The organism is Bosea sp. (in: a-proteobacteria) (genome assembly GCF_023953965.1).
GTDB lineage: Bacteria > Pseudomonadota > Alphaproteobacteria > Rhizobiales > Beijerinckiaceae > Allobosea.
On record NZ_JAMLIX010000001.1, the window covers coordinates 22,757 to 39,761 of the forward strand.

General features: G+C 69.9%; 16 protein-coding genes. 5 read left to right on the forward strand and 11 right to left on the reverse strand.

Translation table 11 applies throughout. The features are described from left to right. Window positions 1–5 precede the first annotated feature (5 nt). From eda to hutI, 7 genes are all read right to left on the reverse strand, one after another. Complete coding sequence (eda, locus tag M9917_RS00100; RefSeq protein WP_297250124.1) at window positions 6–650, reverse strand: bifunctional 4-hydroxy-2-oxoglutarate aldolase/2-dehydro-3-deoxy-phosphogluconate aldolase; 645 nt, start codon at window positions 648–650, stop codon at window positions 6–8. Window positions 651–689: 39 nt separating this feature from the next. Continuing rightward, on the reverse strand, window positions 690–1,376 hold the full coding sequence (locus M9917_RS00105; RefSeq protein ID WP_297250126.1) for a 6-phosphogluconolactonase: 687 nt from the start codon (window positions 1,374–1,376) through the stop codon (window positions 690–692). Next, window positions 1,376–2,878: a glucose-6-phosphate dehydrogenase gene (gene zwf, locus M9917_RS00110; RefSeq protein WP_297250128.1), complete on the reverse strand. Its 1,503-nt coding sequence runs from the start codon at window positions 2,876–2,878 to the stop codon at window positions 1,376–1,378. The genes M9917_RS00105 and zwf overlap by 1 nt, the downstream gene beginning before the upstream one ends. Before the next feature lie 69 nt (window positions 2,879–2,947). Next, window positions 2,948–3,511 (reverse strand): HutD/Ves family protein, encoded by a 564-nt coding sequence (locus M9917_RS00115; RefSeq protein WP_297250130.1) that lies wholly within the window; start codon window positions 3,509–3,511, stop codon window positions 2,948–2,950. A gap of 75 nt (window positions 3,512–3,586) precedes the next feature. Next, window positions 3,587–5,254, reverse strand: coding sequence for a urocanate hydratase (hutU, locus tag M9917_RS00120; protein WP_297250132.1), 1,668 nt, complete (start codon window positions 5,252–5,254; stop codon window positions 3,587–3,589). Between the two features lie 56 nt (window positions 5,255–5,310). Next, on the reverse strand, window positions 5,311–6,840 hold the full coding sequence (hutH, locus tag M9917_RS00125; protein WP_297250134.1) for a histidine ammonia-lyase: 1,530 nt from the start codon (window positions 6,838–6,840) through the stop codon (window positions 5,311–5,313). Further along, window positions 6,837–8,003 (reverse strand): imidazolonepropionase, encoded by a 1,167-nt coding sequence (gene hutI / locus M9917_RS00130; RefSeq protein ID WP_297254649.1) that lies wholly within the window; start codon window positions 8,001–8,003, stop codon window positions 6,837–6,839. The genes hutH and hutI overlap by 4 nt, the downstream gene beginning before the upstream one ends. Window positions 8,004–8,182: 179 nt before the next feature. Between hutI and M9917_RS00135 the strand changes: the two genes are divergently transcribed. Further along, window positions 8,183–9,550: a formimidoylglutamate deiminase gene (locus tag M9917_RS00135; RefSeq protein ID WP_297250136.1), complete on the forward strand. Its 1,368-nt coding sequence runs from the start codon at window positions 8,183–8,185 to the stop codon at window positions 9,548–9,550. An 8-nt stretch (window positions 9,551–9,558) separates the two neighbouring features. Further along, window positions 9,559–10,305, forward strand: a complete 747-nt coding sequence (locus M9917_RS00140; protein WP_297250138.1) for a UTRA domain-containing protein — start codon at window positions 9,559–9,561, stop codon at window positions 10,303–10,305. A 57-nt stretch (window positions 10,306–10,362) separates the two neighbouring features. Here the strand turns inward: M9917_RS00140 and M9917_RS00145 are convergent, their stop codons facing one another. Continuing rightward, complete coding sequence (locus M9917_RS00145; protein ID WP_297250140.1) at window positions 10,363–10,629, reverse strand: glycine zipper domain-containing protein; 267 nt, start codon at window positions 10,627–10,629, stop codon at window positions 10,363–10,365. A 210-nt stretch (window positions 10,630–10,839) separates the two neighbouring features. Between M9917_RS00145 and M9917_RS00150 the strand changes: the two genes are divergently transcribed. Both M9917_RS00150 and hemC read left to right on the forward strand, forming a co-directional pair. Next, a complete protein-coding gene (locus M9917_RS00150) occupies window positions 10,840–11,223 on the forward strand; it encodes a PRC-barrel domain-containing protein (RefSeq protein ID WP_297250142.1) in 384 nt (127 codons plus the stop codon). A 291-nt stretch (window positions 11,224–11,514) separates the two neighbouring features. Further along, the gene (gene hemC, locus M9917_RS00155) at window positions 11,515–12,453 is read left to right on the forward strand and encodes a hydroxymethylbilane synthase (protein WP_297250144.1); all 939 of its coding nucleotides are present in this window, start codon (window positions 11,515–11,517) and stop codon (window positions 12,451–12,453) included. An 84-nt stretch (window positions 12,454–12,537) separates the two neighbouring features. On the opposite strand, the gene M9917_RS00160 is transcribed toward hemC, so the two are convergent. Beyond that, on the reverse strand, window positions 12,538–12,744 hold the full coding sequence (locus tag M9917_RS00160; RefSeq protein WP_297250146.1) for a hypothetical protein: 207 nt from the start codon (window positions 12,742–12,744) through the stop codon (window positions 12,538–12,540). A gap of 95 nt (window positions 12,745–12,839) precedes the next feature. Next, window positions 12,840–14,057, reverse strand: a complete 1,218-nt coding sequence (locus tag M9917_RS00165; RefSeq protein ID WP_297250149.1) for an SAM-dependent methyltransferase — start codon at window positions 14,055–14,057, stop codon at window positions 12,840–12,842. 267 nt (window positions 14,058–14,324) lie between these two features. Between M9917_RS00165 and M9917_RS00170 the strand changes: the two genes are divergently transcribed. Beyond that, window positions 14,325–15,881 carry an acetolactate synthase large subunit gene (locus M9917_RS00170; protein ID WP_297250151.1) on the forward strand — a complete coding sequence of 519 codons (1,557 nt, stop codon included), beginning with the start codon at window positions 14,325–14,327 and terminating at the stop codon, window positions 15,879–15,881. Between the two features lie 6 nt (window positions 15,882–15,887). Here M9917_RS00170 and M9917_RS00175 read toward each other — a convergent pair whose 3' ends face one another. Further along, entirely contained in the window at window positions 15,888–16,931 is a 1,044-nt protein-coding gene (locus M9917_RS00175) for a histone deacetylase family protein (RefSeq protein ID WP_297250153.1), read from the reverse strand. Window positions 16,932–17,005: the final 74 nt, after the last annotated feature.

The window sequence follows — 17,005 nt, forward strand, 5'->3', positions numbered from 1 at the left end:
GCGCCTCAGCCTCGCGCCTTGGCGAAGGCTTCCTTCGCCTCGCGGGCGAGCGTGGTGATCCGCCCCCAGTCACCGGCGGCGATCGCATCGGGCGGGACCAGCCAGGACCCGCCGACGCAGATCACCTGCGGGAGGCTGAGATAATCGTCGAGATTCTTCAGGCCGACGCCGCCGGTCGGACAGAAGCTCATCTGCGGGAACGGGCCGGAGAGCGCCTTCAGCGCCGGCGGGCCGCCGGCCTGCTCGGCCGGGAAGAATTTCGCGACGATGCGCCCGGCGGCAACGGCGCGCATGCAGTCGGACGCGGTCGCGACGCCCGGCAACCAGGGCAGGCCCGCCTTGCGCAAAGCCTCGTCGACGCTCTCGCTGAAGCCCGGGCTGACCACGACCTGCGCACCGGCATCCCTGACCTGCGGAACCTGGGACGGCGTTACCACCGTGCCGGCGACGGCCAGCGCCTTCGGCACGGATTTCGCGATGGCCGCGAGCGCCGCCAGCGCCGCCGGGCGGCGCAGCGTGACCTCGACCACATCGATGCCGCCGGCGACCAGCGCATGGGCGAGATCGGCGGCCCGCGAGGCATCCTCGATCACGACCACGGGGATCACGCCGCAGCTTTTCAGCCAGGCAATCGCGGCAGTCTCGTCCATGGCCTCGTCCTTCGACCGATCCGGGCGGGAAGTCCGGCTCTACTCCTTCGCCCAGTAGACGTCGAGCCCTCGCGCGCTCCCGAGCAGCAGATCGACCGGCAGCGGCTGCGACAGGCGCTCCGGCGCGGCCCGGAGCACCGCCTCCTTGGCGGCCCCGGCGACGAGCAGGCTCGCCCAGCCGGCCCCGAGCAGGCGGGCGGGAGAGAGCGAGAGCCGCGGCGGCAGGCCCGGCGGACGGGCGACGACGATGCCGCTGTCGGGCACCGCCGCGAAGGTCGCCTCGGCGCCCGGAAACAGCGAGGCGATGTGCCCGTCCGCACCCATGCCACCGACCAGCAGGTCGAGCGGCGGCAGCTCGGCGAGCTTCGCGCCGATGAGCGCGGCGGCGGCCTCGATGTCGCTGCCATGGCCGTGGAAGGAGAGGAAGCCGGCCCGCCCCCCGGCGAGCGGCGCAAAAGCGGCCCGGATCATCCGCTCGTTCGAGGCCGGATCATCGGCCGCCACGAAGCGCTCGTCGGTCGGCAGGAGCGTCACCCGCTCCCAGGGCAGCTGATGGCGCCCGAGCGCGGCGAGGAAGCCGGCCGGCGTCGTGCCGCCGGGCACGGCGAGAAGCGCGCTGCCCTGCCCCGCCAGCAGATCCTTCAGCCGCACCGAGACCGCCTCCGCCAGCGCCTCGGAAGCATCGGCGAGCGTGGCGAAGCGATGCCAGGCGAGCGGGCCGGTCATCAGACCAGATCCGGATCGGCCCAGGAGCGGCCGTCGCGCTCGATCAGGCCGATCGCCTGCGACGGCCCCCAGGAGCCGGCGGCATAGCGATGCGGATGCGGATAATAATCCTGCCAGCCGGCGATGATCGGATCGACCCAGGCCCAGGCCTGCTCGACCTCGTCGCGATGCATGAACAGCGTCTGGTCGCCGCGGATCACATCGGTCAGCAGGCGCTCATAGGCATCGGGCGTGCGCTCGTCGAAGGCGGTCGAATAGCGCAGGTCGAGCTGGCGCGGCACGATCTTGAGCCGGCCGGAGCCGGGCACCTTCATCATCAGCTGGAGCTGGACGCCGTCGTTCGGCTGGAGGCGGATGAACAGGCGGTTGGCGTCGAGCCGGTCGCCGCCGCCATTGCCGAAGATCGAATGCGGCACCGGCTTGAAGGTGACGGCGATCTCGGAATAGCGCTGCGCCATGCGCTTGCCCGTACGCAAATAGATCGGCACGCCGGCCCAGCGCCAGTTGTCGACCTCGCAGCGGATGGCGACGAAGGTCTCGGTCGTCGAGCCGTGGCCGAGCTCCTCGGCATAGCCGCGCACGCGCCCGCCGTCGATCTGGCCCGGCCCGTACTGGCCGCGCACGGTGTAGCGCTGGACGTCCGGCCCGACGATGGGACGCAGCGCCTTCAGGACCTTGATCTTCTCCTCGCGCACCGCCCCGGCCTCGAGCATGTTCGGCGGCTCGATGGCGAACAGGGTGAGGAGCTGCATGAGATGGTTCTGCACCATGTCGCGCATATGGCCGGACTTGTCGTAATAGCCGGCGCGGCTCTCCAGCCCGACCGTCTCGGCGACCGTGATCTGGACATGGTCGATGTCGCGGCTCGACCAGGAGCGCTCGAACAGCGTGTTGGCGAAGCGCAGGACCAGCAGGTTCTGCACCGTCTCCTTGCCGAGGTAATGGTCGATCCGGTAGGTGCGGCTTTCCGGCAGGATGCGCGCCACCGCATCGTTGATCGCGCGTGCCGAGGCGAGGTCGCGCCCGAGCGGCTTCTCCAGGATGACGCGCGAGGTCGGTGTCAGGATATCGGCTCCGGCGAGGTTCTCGCAGATGGGGATGAAGAGGTCGGGCGGCGTCGAGAGATAGAAGGAGCGCACGCGCACGCTTTCGCCCAGCGCCTCTTTCAGCGCGCCGTAGGTTTCGGGCTTCAGCGCATCGAGCAGCACCATGGTCAGCCGGCGCAGGAAGGGCTCGACATCGCCTTGCGGGATGCCCTCTTCGCCCAGGCGCGAGGCGATCTGCTTCGGCAGCCCCTCGACATCCTCAGGCTTGCGGACGACGGCGAGGATGCGGCTCTCCTGCGGCAGGACGCCTTCGCGGCTGCGCTGGGCCAGCGCCGGAAAGAGCTTGCGCAAGGCGAGATCGCCGCCGGCGCCGAAGATCACCAGGTCGAAGGGCGGGACCGGCGTCCGCTCGGGGATGGTCTCGGGCCGAAGCGCGGTGTCGATGACGGCGTCCATGGGCTCACAACTCCGTAAGCGGTGCCGGGTTCGCGATACTCGCGGAAGCTTTACGGTTCAAGCGCGAGCCTAGACAGGTTGCAGCCGGATGGCGAAGAGCTCGCCGCCGCTTTCGGCGTGCAAGGCGACGGTGGCGGGCGCCGGCAGGATCGCATTGTCCCCGGCCGCCAGCACCACCCCGTTCACCTGCCAGTTGCCACGGCGCGCCACCAGAACCAGGAGCCCGCGCCCGGCCGCGACCTCGCAGGGGCCGCCGCCGCCCAACCGTTCGACCTCGTGGCGCCAGGCCCGGCGCCGGCTCATCACGTTGAGGTCATCGATTCCGCCGTCGACCAGCACGCCCGTCACCGCCCGGTCGGCGGCGAAGAAGAACGGCGCGGCCGCGCGATCGAGCGCCACCGTCTCGCCGTCGCCGAAGGCGAGGCGGATGCCGTTGCCGGTCAGGACCGAGAGCGTCCGATCGATGCCGGGAAAGGACGAGAACGGGCCGTCCTGCCCGACATGGGCCATCGAGATGCGCCAGTCGAAATCGCTCAAGGGCGCGCCCTCGGGCGAAACCGCGATCTCGGTCGTGGTGCCGCCGCCGTTCTTCCACGGCATGACCTTGCAATCGGCGGCGCGGATGATGCGCATGGCGGCTTCCTTCAGGATGTGCTGCCCCCTTCGTCATTCCGGGTTCGCCCTTCGGGCGCCCGGAATGACGGATGATCAGCCCAGGATCCCCGGCAGATCGAGCCCCTTTTCGCGGGCGCAGTCCAGCGCGATCTCGTAGCCGGCATCGGCATGGCGCATCACGCCGGTCGCCGGGTCGTTCCAGAGCACGCGCTCGAGGCGGGCAGCCGCATCTTCGGTGCCGTCGGCGCAGATCACCACGCCCGCATGCTGCGAGAAGCCCATGCCGACGCCGCCGCCATGATGCAGCGAGACCCAGGTCGCGCCGGACGCCGTGTTGAGCAGCGCGTTCAGCAGCGGCCAGTCGGAGACCGCGTCCGAGCCGTCGCGCATCGCCTCGGTCTCGCGGTTCGGCGAGGCGACGGAGCCTGAATCGAGATGGTCGCGGCCGATCACGACCGGCGCCTTCAGCTCGCCGTTCTTCACCATCTCGTTGAAGGCGAGGCCGAGCCGATGACGGTCGCCGAGGCCGACCCAGCAGATGCGCGCCGGCAGACCCTGGAAGGCGATGCGCTCGCGCGCCATGTCGAGCCAGTTGTGCAGATGCGTGTTGCCGGGCGTAAGCTCCTTCACCTTTGCATCGGTCCTGTAGATGTCCTCCGGATCGCCCGAGAGCGCCGCCCAGCGGAACGGGCCGACGCCGCGGCAGAACAGCGGGCGGATATACGCCGGCACGAAGCCGGGGAAGGCGAAGGCATTCGTGAGCCCCTCCTCCTTGGCCATCTGGCGGATGTTGTTGCCGTAGTCGAAGGTCGGGACGCCCATCTCCTGGAAGGCGATCATCGCCGCGACATGCTCGCGCATCGAGGCGCGCGCCGCCTTCTCCACCGCCTTCGGATCGCCCTCGCGGCGCTGCTTCCACTCGCCCATGGTCCAGCCCTTGGGCAGATAGCCGTTGACCGGGTCATGAGCCGAGGTCTGGTCCGTCACCATGTCGGGGCGGATGCCGCGGCGGACCATCTCGGGCAGGATCTCGGCGCAGTTGCCGAGCAGGCCGACCGACTTCGCCTCACCGTGCTTCGTCCAATGGGCGATCATCTCCATCGCCTCGTCCAGCGTCTCGGCCTTCTCGTCGACATAGCGGGTGCGCAGGCGGAAATCGATCGAGTCGGGGTTGCACTCGACCGTGAGGCAGGAGGCGCCGGCCATCACCGCCGCCAGGGGCTGGGCGCCGCCCATGCCGCCCAGGCCGCCGGTCAGGACCCATTTGCCCTTGAGGTTGCCGCCATAGTGCTGGCGCCCGGCCTCGACGAAGGTCTCGTAGGTGCCCTGCACGATGCCCTGCGAGCCGATATAAATCCAGGAGCCGGCCGTCATCTGGCCGTACATGGCGAGCCCCTTGCGGTCGAGCTCGTTGAAATGGTCCCAGTTCGCCCAGTGCGGCACGAGGTTGGAATTGGCGATCAGCACGCGCGGGGCGTCCTTGTGGGTGCGGAACACGCCGACCGGCTTGCCGGACTGGACGAGCAGCGTCTCGTCGGCCTCGAGCCGGCGCAGCGTCGCGACGATGCGGTCGAAATCCTCCCAGGAGCGCGCGGCGCGGCCGATGCCGCCATAGACCACGAGCTCCTGCGGGTTCTCGGCGACGTCCGGGTGGAGGTTGTTCATCAGCATGCGCAGCGGCGCTTCCGTCAGCCAGCTCCTGGCGGAAAGCTCCGTGCCGGTCGCGGGGCGGATGACGCGGGTGTTGTCGAGGCGGGTCATGGGCGGCTCCGTTCGAGGGTCGTGGGCCGTGCCGGGGGCGGCGGCGGTGATGGCGGTCAGGTCAGGGCTGCGAAATAGTCGAGGCCGGCGGCCTGACCGACCGCGCCGGAAAGCACGCATTCGGTCGCCGCCGCGAGGTCGGGGGCGAGGTAGCGGTCCTCGGTCAGGGGCGCGATCCTCTCCCGCAGCAGCGCCAGCACCCGCTCCAGCCGCGGGCCCGTCTTCAGCGGGCGGTGATGCTCGATCGCCTCCGCCGCCGCCATCAGCTCGACGCCGATGATGCTCGCCGCGTTGCGCGCCATCTCGATCAGGCGGAAGGCGCCATGCGTCGCCATCGAGACATGGTCTTCCTGGTTGGCCGAGGTCGGGATGGTGTCGACCGAGGCGGGGTAGGCCTTCTGCTTGTTCTCGGAGGCGAGCGCGGCGGCCGTGACCTGCGCGATCATGAAGCCGGAGTTCAGCCCGGCGTCGCGGGCGAGGAAGGGCGGCAGCCCGCTCATCACCGGATCGACGAGCAGCGCCATGCGCCGTTCGGAGAGGTTGCCGATCTCGCAGACCGCCAGCGCCAGCGTATCGGCGGCGAAGGCGACCGGCTCGGCATGGAAATTCCCGCCCGAGACGATCTCGCCTACGCCCAGCACCAGCGGGTTGTCGGTGACGGCGTTGGCCTCGATGGCAAGCGTCACGGCGGCGTTGCCGATCAGGTCGCCGACCGCGCCCATCACCTGCGGCTGGCAGCGCAGCGAATAGGGGTCCTGCACCTTCGAATCGCCGTGGCGGTGGCTCTCGCGGATGGCGCTGCCGGCGATGAGGTCGAGCAGGACCTTCGCGACCTTGATCTGGCCGGGCTGGCCGCGAAGCGCCTGGATGCGCGGGTCGAAGGGCGTGTCGGAACCTTTCAGCGCATCGACCGAGAGCGCGCCGGCGACGAGCGCGGCGTCGAAGACGCGGGCGATCGCGGCCAGGCCGGTCAGCGCGAGCGTGGTCGAGACCTGCGTGCCGTTGATCAGCGCGAGCCCTTCCTTGGCGACGAGGGCGAGCGGAGCCTGACCGATGCGCTTCAGCGCCTCGGCCGCCGGCAGGGTCTCGCCCTTCAGGCGGATCTCGCCGAAGCCCATCAGGGCTGCGGTCATATGGGCGAGCGGCGCGAGGTCGCCGGAGGCGCCGACCGAGCCCTTGGCCGGGATGACGGGCAGCGCATCGGCCTGAAGCGCGCCGGTCAGCGCCGCAATCACCACGGGCCGCACACCGGAGGCGCCGCGCGCGAGGCTTGCCGCCTTCATCGCCAGCAGCAGGCGCACCACGGCGTCCGGCAAGGCCGGGCCGGTGCCGACCGCATGCGACAGGATGAGGTTGCGCTGGAGCGTGGCGAGATCGGCATCGGCGATGCGCACGCTGGCGAGCTTGCCGAAGCCGGTGTTGACGCCATAGGTCACGGTGCCGGCGGCGACGATCTCCTCGACGATCGCCCGGCCGGAGGCGATGCGCCCGGCGCTGTCGCCGGCGAGCGCAGCCGCGGCGCCGTCGAGGATCGCGCGCCAGTCGGTGAGGCGGGCGGCGCCCGGATTCAGCGAAACAGGGGTCATTGTCCGTTCCAGATGCGGGTGTGAAGCGGGTTGAAGCCGATGCGGTAGGAAAGCTCGGCCGGGCGCTCGATCTCCCAGATCGCGAGGTCGCAGCTTTTGCCGGCTTCGAGCGTACCGGTCTCGTCCTGGAGGCCGAGCGCGCTCGCGGCATTGCGGGTGAGCCCGGCCAGCGCCTCCTCCGGCGTCATGCGGAAGAGCGTGCAGGCCATGTTGAGCACCAGCAGCGGCGAGGTCAGCGGCGAGGAGCCGGGATTGGCATCGGTCGCGAGCGCGATCGCGACGCCGTGCCGGCGCATCAGATCGATCGGCGGCACTTTCGTCTCGCGCAGGAAGTAGAAGGCGCCGGGCAGCACCACCGCGACCGTGCCGGCCCTCGCCATGGCGACGACGCCGGCCTCGTCGAGATATTCGAGATGGTCGGCGGAGAGCGCGCCCATTTCGGCGGCGAGCGCCGCACCATGCAGGTTGGAGAGCTGCTCGGCATGGAGCTTGATCGCCAGCCCCCTGGCCCTGGCGGCCTCGAAGACCTGGCGGGTCTCCTCGGGCGAGAAGGCGATGCCCTCGCAGAAGGCGTCGACCGCGTCGGCGAGCCCTTCGGCCACGACGGCATCGAGCATCGGGCCGGCGACGAGCGCGGCGTAATCTCCCGAGCGGCCCTGATATTCCGGCGGCACGGCGTGCGCGCCCAGAAAGCTGGTGCGGACGGTGACGGGCCGCTCGCGGCCGAGGCGGCGCGCGACGCGCAACTGCTTCAGTTCCGCCTCCTGCTCCAGCCCGTAGCCGGATTTGATCTCGACGGTGGTGACGCCTTCCGCCGTCAGCGCGGCGAGGCGCCGGCCGGCCGAGGCGAAGAGCGCGTCCTCGCTCGCCGCGCGCGTCGCCTTGACGGTGGAGAGGATGCCGCCGCCGGCCCGCGCGATCTCCTCATAGGTCGCACCCTCGAGGCGCAGCTCGAACTCATGCGCCCGGTCGCCGCCATGGACGAGATGGGTGTGGCAGTCGATCAGGCCGGGCGTTATCCAGCGGCCTTCGCAATCGATGATCTCGGCAGCCGCAAAGGCAGGCGCCCCGGCGCGTGGGCCGACATGGAGGATGCGTCCGGCGCGGGCGGCGATCACGCCGTCGGCGATGGCGCCATAGGGCACGCCGAGCGCGGGCGACATCGTCGCCAGCCGCGCATTCGTCCACAGCCTGTCGCAGACAAGCGGCTCACCGGGCGCTTTCGCCACCACGCATCCTCCCGCTACCCTAATGTATGGAGGTATGATATCCAATTGCATATGCAATTGGCAAGCACGATTTGCATATGCAATTCAACGCCAGCGAACGACGGAGCGAAACGGTGAGCGAGACCCTGCATCTGGCCGAGGCGCTTTTGCCCGGCGGCTTTGCCCGCGACGTGGCGCTGACCGTCAGCGAGGGCGTGATCGTCTCCGTCGAGACGGGGGTGAAGCCGGCCGCTGAGGCCCGACGCTTTTCCGGCCTCGCGCTGCCGGGCATGCCGAACCTGCACAGCCATGCCTTCCAGCGCGGCATGGCGGGGCTTTCGGAGCGGCGCGGCGCGCCGGAGGATTCGTTCTGGACCTGGCGTGAGGTGATGTACCGCTTCCTCGACCGGCTCGACCCCGAGGACGTTCAGGCCATCGCGGCGCAAGCCTTCGTCGAGATGCTGGAGGGCGGCTTCACCGCGCTCGCCGAGTTCCACTACCTGCATCACGACAAGGATGGGCGCGCCTATGCGAACATCGCGACGATGGGGCAGGCGATCGCGGCGGCGGCGCAGGAAACCGGGCTCGGCCTGACCTTGCTGCCGGTGCTCTACCGCTTCGGCAATTTCGGTGAGGCGCCCTCGGTCCATGGCCAGCGCCGCTTCGTCAATGCGCGCGACGCCTATCAGCGCCTGCTGGAAGGCAGCGCCGCGGCGATCCGCGACCTGCCCGATGCCAGGCTCGGCGTCGCGCCGCATTCGCTGCGCGCGGTCGCGCTCGACGATCTCGGCTGGGTCTCGTCGCTGCGGCCGGACGATCCCGTGCATATCCATGTCGCCGAGCAGGTGCCCGAAGTCGAGGCCAGCCTGAAGATCACCGGCAAGCGCCCGGTCGAGCTCTTGATGGACACGGTCGCGCTCGACCGGCGCTGGTGCCTGATCCATGCGACGCATCTGACCGACGCCGAGCGTGACGGCATTGCGCTAAGCGGCGCGGTGGCGGGCCTGTGCCCGATCACCGAATCCAGCCTCGGCGACGGCATCTTCGACGGCATCCGTTATGTCCAGGCCGGCGGCGCCTATGGCGTCGGCAGCGATTCCAACATCCAGATCGATGCCGGCGCCGAACTGCGCCAGCTCGAATATTCGCAACGCCTGCGCGACCGCCGCCGCGCGCTCTTCGCGCAGGAAGATGCCTCGACGGGGCTTGCGCTCTGGCGGGCTGCCGCAGCCGGCGGGGCACGCGCCTGCGGGCGCGCCATCGGCGCGCTCGCGCCGGGCCACCGCGCCGATTTCGTCACGCTCGACGCCGACCACCCGGCCCTCGTCGGCCGGTCCGGGGCCGAGGCGCTCGACAGCGCGATCTTCGCCGCCAATGCCCTGCCTTTGCGCGAGGTCGTCGTCGGTGGCAGGAGGGTGGTGGCCGAAGGGCGCCATGTCGCCCGCGATTCGGTGCGCAGGCGCTTCGCCGGCGTCATGCGACGCCTGCTCGCGGCAGCATAGGACACGCCATGAGCGAAACCCGACCCGGCGCGGTGAAGCTGGACGGTGCCGGGCCGGTCTACGACCAGATCCGGCGCGCGATCCATGACCTCGTCGTCAGCGGGGAATGGCCACCGGGAACGAACGTGCCGCCCGAGCACGCCCTGATGGAAGAGCTCGGCGCCTCGCGCATGACGGTGCACCGCGCTCTCACCCAGCTCGCCCGCGAGGGGCTGATCGTGCGCCGCCGCCGCTCCGGCACCGTCGTCGCCGCCCCGCCGGCGAGCCACGCCATGCTCGACATCCCCTCGATCCCGGAGGAGGTGCGCCGGCTCGGCCAGGCTTATACCCATGAGGTCCTCTCGCGCAGGGACGGCCGGCCCACTTCGGCGCTCGCCGGGCTGTTCGGCCTGAAGCGCACGGACGAGGTGACGCATCTGACCGTCCTGCACCGGGCCGGCGGCGAGCCGCATGTGCTGGAGGAGCGCGTCATCCATGCCGGCGTGCCGGGACTGGCGGAGGAGACGTTCGCCGCGACCCCGCCGGGCGACTGGCTGCTGCGGCACAGCCTGTGGTCGCAGGCCGAGCACGCGATCAGCGCCATCGGGGCGGGCAAGGATGAGGCCGCCCTGCTCGACATCACGGCCGGCGAGCCCTGCCTCCTCGTCGAGCGACGGACCTGGAACCAGTCGCGGCCCGTGACGGCGGTGCGCCTCACCTATCCGGGATCGCGCCACCGCTTCGTCGGACGCTTCGGGCCCTACGGTCGCGCCTGAGGCGCCCAAAAGAGAAGGCCCGCCGACCCGGCGAGCCCTTGCTGCAGCGATGCCGCCTCAGCAGGCGTAGCGCACGCGCCGGCCCCATTCGTCGCGGCCATAGCAGGTCTGCGGCGTCGCCGCCCCGCCGATGATCGCGCCGCTGGCGCCGCCGATGGCGGCACCCGCCAGCGCCCCGCCCGCGCGCCCCGTGGCCGCGCCGCCGATGATCGCGCCGGCACCGGCACCGATCAGCGCACCCGTGCCGGCGTTCTGCTCGCGGGCCGTACAGGCGCCGAGCGCGGCACCGACGGCAGCGACGAGCAGCAGCTTCCTGATGATCATGATCTCTTCTCCTTGGGTTTCCGGGACGGCGTCGTTCGCAATACCCAACGGCAGCGGATGGCCAAGGTTCCCGCCGGGATGGCGGGCGGCCCGAACCCCGCGAAAAATGCGCGACCGGCCGGAACCTATCGGCGCAGCACCGGTTGAAGGACCAAGTCCCGCCGGGGGGTGACGCCCCCGGCTTTCCATTCGCGAAGCAAGGGGAAGACGATGTCCGACGTTTCAACGCCCGCCGGCACGACCGCCAACCCGCTCATCGCTGGCGCCCGCGTCGCCGGAACGGATGTCTACAACGCCGCCGGTGATCATCTCGGCGAGATCTACGACGTGATGCTCGACAAGCTGACAGGCAAGGTCGCCTATGCGATCATGTCGTTCGGCGGCTTTCTCGGGCTCGGGGAGAAATACCATCCGATCCCGTGGAGCGTCCTCGATTACGATACCGGGCGCGGGGGCTATGTCGTGCCGCTCACCAAGGAACAGCTCGAGGCGGCGCCGATGTACGACAGCGAGGGCGAGCCCGACTGGGAGGACCAGGCCTACGGCAAACGCGTGCACGATTATTATGGCACCATGCCCTACTGGATGATGTAGCGAGATCGGGGCATCTTCGCGCGGATCGGCTGTCGATTCGCCTGAAGATCACGCGATCGATCGAAGATTTGGACCATGTCCGCCCGCTGGAAGCGCGGGCATGCGTCGGATGCAGGTCGCGGCGGTTGCTATCCCCCCAGCCGAACCGTCGTGGCGGCGGGATGCGGGCCGAAAGGCCCGCATCCTCTTTTTGGGGGACACGCGCGATCGCGCCGCACTCGTCAGCCCGGTGCCGCCCTGTTATAGAGCGCCGCGACCGGCCGGGCCGGACAGCACCGAAAGCGCGATATCATGCATTTGAGGATCGGCACGCGCCGCAGCCCCCTGGCGATGGCACAGACCAACCATGTCATGGACCTGATCCGTGCCAAGGTTCCGCAGGTTGAATTCAGCCTCTGCCAGATCGCCACCATCGCCGATCGCGACCGCGTCTCCGAATTCCACCAGTTCGGCATGGTCGGCGTATTCGCCGTCGAGCATGAGCAGCAGCTGGTGAAGGGCGAGGTCGACTTCGTCGTCCATTCGCTGAAGGATCTGCCCACCACGCTGCATGAGGGCCTCGTCCTCGCGGCGGTGCCGCCGCGCGAGGACCCGCGCGACGCGCTTTGCGGCGCGACCATGGCGAATCTCCGCCAGGGCGCGCGGGTGGGCACGGGCTCGCTCAGGCGCCGCGCCCAGATCCTGAACCTCCGGCCGGACGTCACCGTCGTGCCGATCCGCGGCAATGTCGGCCCGCGGCTTGCCAAGATCGGCGGAGCGGATGCGCTCGACGCGGTCATCCTGGCGCAGGCGGGCCTCAAGCGCCTTGGCATGGACGACGCCTCCTCGGAGGCGCTCGCACCCGCGCTCTTCCCCTATGCGGTCGGCCAGGGCGCGCTCGGGCTCGAGGCCCGCGCCGGGGACGGGGATGTGATCGCGGTGCTGAAGGCGATCGAATGCCCGAAGGCCCGCGCCGAAGCCGAGGCGGAACGGGCGATGATGCATGCGCTCGGGGCCGGGTGCAGCCTGCCGGTCGGCGCCTCTGCCAGCTGGCAGGACGGCCGGCTGACGCTGCATGCGCAGGTGACCTCGATCGAGGGTACGGAGCGCGTCGTCGCCGCCGAGAGCACGGCGCCGGAGGAGGCGGCCGCGCTCGGCCTCGCGGTGGCGCGGATCCTGAAGGAGCTCGGCGGCGTCGCGATCCTCGAAAAGAGCTATCGCAGCCATTATCCGAGCTTCAAATCGCTGTAGGGGCCGTCCGACGCCAGATCATCGCGCGTCGTAGGAGCATCGGATTTTTCCGAAAAACGGATTCCACTTTTTCGCATCCGATGCCTAGAGCCGGATGGCGACGTCATGGTGGCGCAGCGCGAACAGCATCGCCTCGCGACGGAACAGCATCCAGGCCGGCTGCGCCTCGCCCTGGCCCGGCTCGCGCATCGCCGCCGCGGCAGGGTCGCCATCGCCGGCCGGCTTGTCGGGGTCGATCCGCGCCGCCCGGCACATCGCCCGGGCGATCCGCGTGATCCTCTCTTCGTCCATATCCGCCTCCGCCAAGACCCAGCGGCGACGGAACGTCGAATCGGGCCGGCCGGTTCCGGCGGGGCGATGAAAAAGCGGGCAGGCCGCGATAGTGGCTAGCCGGCTGCGTGCGCCAGCTCCGTTTCACGCGCCGCGGCATAGTCACGCGTGATCGGCAGGCCGTCGAGCCTGCGGGCGAGCTGGAACTGGAACACCACGAGATCGTCGTGCCGGAACGTCGCCTCGGAGGCCGCGAGGTAGAATTCCCACATCCGCGCGAAGCGCTCGTCATACATCCTCACCGCCTCGTCGCGCCGGGCGAGGAAGTTCTCGCGCCATGCCTTCAGCGTCTCGGCATAATGCAGACGCAGCACCTCGACGTCGGTGACGATGAGCCCCTCCTGCTCGATCGCCGCCGCGACCTCCGACATGGCGGGGATGTAGCCGCCCGGAAAGATGTATTTGGCGATGAAGGGGTTCGTCGCGCCCGGCGGCGTCGAGCGGCCGATGGTGTGGATCAGCGCGACGCCGTCCTCGGTCATGAGCTCGCGGAGCTTGCGGAAATAATCGCGGTAATAGGCGACGCCGACGTGCTCGAACATGCCGACGGAGACGACGCGGTCGAAGGTTTCGGTGAGCTGGCGGTAATCCTGCAGGCGGAACGCGACCGGCAGGCCGGATCCCGCGCCGCGCTGCTCGGCGATGGCGAGCTGCTCCTCGGACAGCGTGATGCCGGTGACGCTGGCCCCGGTCTCCCCGGCGATCGAGAGCGCCATGCCGCCCCAGCCGCAGCCGATGTCGAGCACGCGCTGGCCGGGCTTGAGGTCGAGCTTGGCCATGATGTGGCGCTTCTTGGCGGCTTGCGCCTGCGCCAGCGTCATCCCCGGATCGGCGAAATAAGCGCAGGAATACTGCATGTCCGGATCGAGGAAGAGCCGGAAGAAATCGCTTTTCAGATCGTAGTGGTGGGCGACGTTGCGCCGCGCCAGCGCCAGCGTGTTGTGCTGCTGGAAGCGGCGCAGCGCCGTGCGCAGGCTCTCCAGCATCCTGCCCCAGCCTTGCGGGCGCGCCCTGTGCACGGCCGCGACCAGCGCATCGAGCAGATCGTAGAGCGAGCCCTGCTCGACCACGACGCGCCCGTCCATCACCGCCTCGCCCAGGGCAAGCTCGGGATCGAGCGCGAGCTTGAGCTCGGTCGGCGCGTCGAGGATGCGCATGCGCAGCCGCGGCGCGGCGCCATGCCCGACAGAGCGCAGCGTCCCATCGGGAAAAACCACGTCGATACGCGGCTCGATCGCGAGCCGGGCCAACATCCTGGCGATCAGCGCATGCATCGGCCCCACCTTCGGCAGTGCCCCCGTCCCTCGAAGATGGCAAGTCGGCACATCGCCGTAACCGCCCTTCGACGCAAGGCAGCCCCTCGCCTGCGACATGACAACGCAGGCGGAGTCGGTCGCTTCCGCGATGGAAGCATGACCGCCGGGCGGCGGATCAGCGCCGCTCGGGCAAGCCATCAGATTATCTCGTTTGACATGGCAGAGGGAATTGACTCCATCTCCCGCCACCGGCGCGGGGCGCCTTCGCAAGTCCGAGGTTCAACGATGAACGGCGCCGACCGCCTTTGCGACACGCTGCTGACCAACGCTGTCGATGTCTGTTTCGCCAATCCCGGCACGTCGGAGATGCATTTCGTCGCGGCGCTCGACCGCAAGCCGCAGATGCGCTGCGTGCTCGGCCTGTTCGAGGGGGTGGTGACCGGTGCCGCCGACGGCTATGCCCGCATGGCCGACAAGCCGGCGGCGACGCTGCTGCATTGCGGGCCGGGCATGGCCAATGCGCTCGCCAACATGCACAATGCGCGGCGCGCCCGCACGCCGATGATCAACGTCGTCGGCGACCACGCGACCTATCACCTCAAGCATGACGCTCCGCTGACCAGCGACATCGAGAGCCTGGCGCGGCCGATGTCGCAATTCGTGCGGCGCATCGCCTCGGCTGAGGATGTCGGCCCGGCGATCGAGGAAGCCTATGTCGCCGCGCTGACCGCGCCCGGCGTCGCCACCGTGATCCTGCCGGCCGACTGCGCCTGGAACAGCGTCGAGCCCGCCGCGCTGAAGCCGGTAAGGGTGCCGACGCTGAAAGGCGTCGATTCCGCCACGCTCCGCGCGGCCGCCGCCGGCTTGCGCAAGCATGGCAGGCGTGCCGCGATCATGCTGACGGGGCTCGCACTGCGCCAGAAGCCGATGGAGACGGCGGCCCGCATCTGCGCGGCGACCGGCGCCAGGATCTTCAGCCAGACCTCCAACGGGCGCACCGAGCGCGGCGCCGGCCGTGTCGCCATGCCGAGGGTGTTCTACCCCGTCGACAAGGCGCTCGATCAGCTCAAGGACGTCGATTACCTCGTGCTCGTCGGCGCGCAGGCCCCGGTCGGCTTCTTCGCCTATCCGGGCAAGCCCGGCCGTATGACCCATGACGGCTGCGAGATCGTCACGCTGGCGGGCCCCGGCGACGACCTGCCCGCCGCGATCGGCGCGCTCGCCGAAGAAATCGGCGCGACGAAGACGGCGCCGGCCTTCATCGCCCCGCCGCGCCAGGAGAAGCCCGCCCTGCCGACCGGGCCGCTCGACGGCGACAAGGTCTGCGCCATCGTCGCAGCGCTGCTGCCGGAGAACTGCATCGTCTGCGAGGAGTCGGGCTCGTCGGCCCGCGGCTTCTACCAGGATTGCCACAGCGCGCCGCAGCACGACCACATCCAGCTCACCGGCGGCGCGATCGGCGAGGGCATCCCGCTCGCCATCGGGGCTGCCGTCGCCTGCCCCGGCCGCAAGGTCATCGGCATGCAGGCCGACGGCTCGGGCATGTACACGGTGCAGGGCTTGTGGACGCAGGCGCGCGAGAAGCTCGACATCGTCACCGTCGTCCTCGCCAACCGGACCTACCAGATCCTGCACGGCGAGATGCGCAATGTCGGCGTCAATGATTTCGGCCGCAACGCCACGCTGATGCTCAATATCGACGAGCCGGTGCTGGATTGGGTGATGATGGCGAGGGGCATGGGTGTGGAGGCCGCGCGCGCCACCACCGCCGAGGAATTCGTGAGCCTGTTCAAGGCGGCGCTGGCCAGGAAGGGTCCGTTCCTGATCGAGGCGGCAATCTGAAAGGCGTTATCCGAACCCGCCCAGAAACGCATCGAGGCAGTCGCCGATCGCCTCGATCGCATAGCCGCCCTCCTGCACGACGAGCGTCGGCAGGCCGAGCGCCTTCGCCTGCCGGCCGATCGTGCCGAAATCGGAAGCCTCCAGCTTCAGCACGCCGATCGGATCGTCCTTGTGGGCGTCGTAGCCGAGCGCGACCACCAGAGCCTGTGCCCCGAAATCGCGGATCGCCCGGCCGGCCCGGTCGACGGCCGCCTGCATCTCGGCCCCCCCCGCGCCATGCGCCAGGGGCAGGTTGAGGTTGAAACCCTCGCCCGGCCCGTTTCCGCGCTCGTCGGCATAGCCGGTGTAGAAGGGGTAGTAGTTCGCCGGATCGGCATGGACCGAGACCGTCAGCACGTCGTCGCGGCGATAGAAGATCTGCTGCGTGCCGTCGCCGTGATGGGCGTCGACATCGAGGATCGCGACCTTGCCGAAGGCCGAGCGCAGGCGCTGGGCGGCGATCGCGGTGTTGTTGAGATAGCAGAAGCCGGTGGCGCGGTCGGCGCGGGCATGATGGCCGGAGGGGCGGCACAGCGCATAGACCGCGCGCTCCCCGGCCAGGATCGCCTCGGCGGCGGAAACCGCGGTTTCCGCCGAGCGCAGCGTCGAATGCCAGCAATGCGCGCCGATCGGCACCGAGAGATCGCCGAGATACCAGCCGAGCTGGCCGATGAAGCCGGTCGGCCGGCAAGGCGGACGGACATCCTCGTCCGGGCGCCCGCTCCAATAGGGGAAGGTGCTCGGCCAGACCTCCGGCCCGCGCTCGGGCGGCAGCTCCTGCCAGCGCGCCCAGGCGGTTTCGAGAAAGGTCACGAAGCCCGCATCATGGACCGCGAGGATCGGGGCGGTTCCGTGCGCCGCCGGCAGTTCGGGCGCGATGGCGTGCCGCTCGAGCGCGCCGAGCAGTCGTTCGGTCCGTTCCGGCAGGTCCTTGGGCGCCACGACCTTGCCGAAGCGCATGTATTGCCGGGGATCGTGGAGGGCTTGATCGGGGTGATAGAAGGCACGCATCGGGGAAGGATCCTCGTCGGGCAGAAAGCCGCCCGATGCTAGAGCATTTTCGATTCCGTTGAACCGTCAGCGCA

Excerpts from the sequence above, each read along its gene's own strand:
- hutU (WP_297250132.1), bottom strand. The coding sequence starts at position 5,254 with ATGACCCGCCTCGACAACACCCGCGTCATCCGCCCCGCGACCGGCACG.
- hutI (WP_297254649.1), bottom strand. The coding sequence starts at position 8,003 with ATGTCGCCCGCGCTCGGCGTGCCCTATGGCGCCATCGCCGACGGCGTG.
- eda (WP_297250124.1), bottom strand. The coding sequence starts at position 650 with ATGGACGAGACTGCCGCGATTGCCTGGCTGAAAAGCTGCGGCGTGATC.
- M9917_RS00170 (WP_297250151.1), top strand. The coding sequence starts at position 14,325 with ATGAACGGCGCCGACCGCCTTTGCGACACGCTGCTGACCAACGCTGTC.
- hemC (WP_297250144.1), top strand. The coding sequence starts at position 11,515 with ATGCATTTGAGGATCGGCACGCGCCGCAGCCCCCTGGCGATGGCACAG.
- M9917_RS00140 (WP_297250138.1), top strand. The coding sequence starts at position 9,559 with ATGAGCGAAACCCGACCCGGCGCGGTGAAGCTGGACGGTGCCGGGCCG.
- M9917_RS00165 (WP_297250149.1), bottom strand. The coding sequence starts at position 14,057 with ATGCATGCGCTGATCGCCAGGATGTTGGCCCGGCTCGCGATCGAGCCG.
- hutH (WP_297250134.1), bottom strand. The coding sequence starts at position 6,840 with ATGACCCCTGTTTCGCTGAATCCGGGCGCCGCCCGCCTCACCGACTGG.
- M9917_RS00175 (WP_297250153.1), bottom strand. The coding sequence starts at position 16,931 with ATGCGTGCCTTCTATCACCCCGATCAAGCCCTCCACGATCCCCGGCAA.
- M9917_RS00150 (WP_297250142.1), top strand. The coding sequence starts at position 10,840 with ATGTCCGACGTTTCAACGCCCGCCGGCACGACCGCCAACCCGCTCATC.
- M9917_RS00160 (WP_297250146.1), bottom strand. The coding sequence starts at position 12,744 with ATGGACGAAGAGAGGATCACGCGGATCGCCCGGGCGATGTGCCGGGCG.
- zwf (WP_297250128.1), bottom strand. The coding sequence starts at position 2,878 with ATGGACGCCGTCATCGACACCGCGCTTCGGCCCGAGACCATCCCCGAG.
- M9917_RS00105 (WP_297250126.1), bottom strand. The coding sequence starts at position 1,376 with ATGACCGGCCCGCTCGCCTGGCATCGCTTCGCCACGCTCGCCGATGCT.
- M9917_RS00145 (WP_297250140.1), bottom strand. The coding sequence starts at position 10,629 with ATGATCATCAGGAAGCTGCTGCTCGTCGCTGCCGTCGGTGCCGCGCTC.
- M9917_RS00115 (WP_297250130.1), bottom strand. The coding sequence starts at position 3,511 with ATGCGCATCATCCGCGCCGCCGATTGCAAGGTCATGCCGTGGAAGAAC.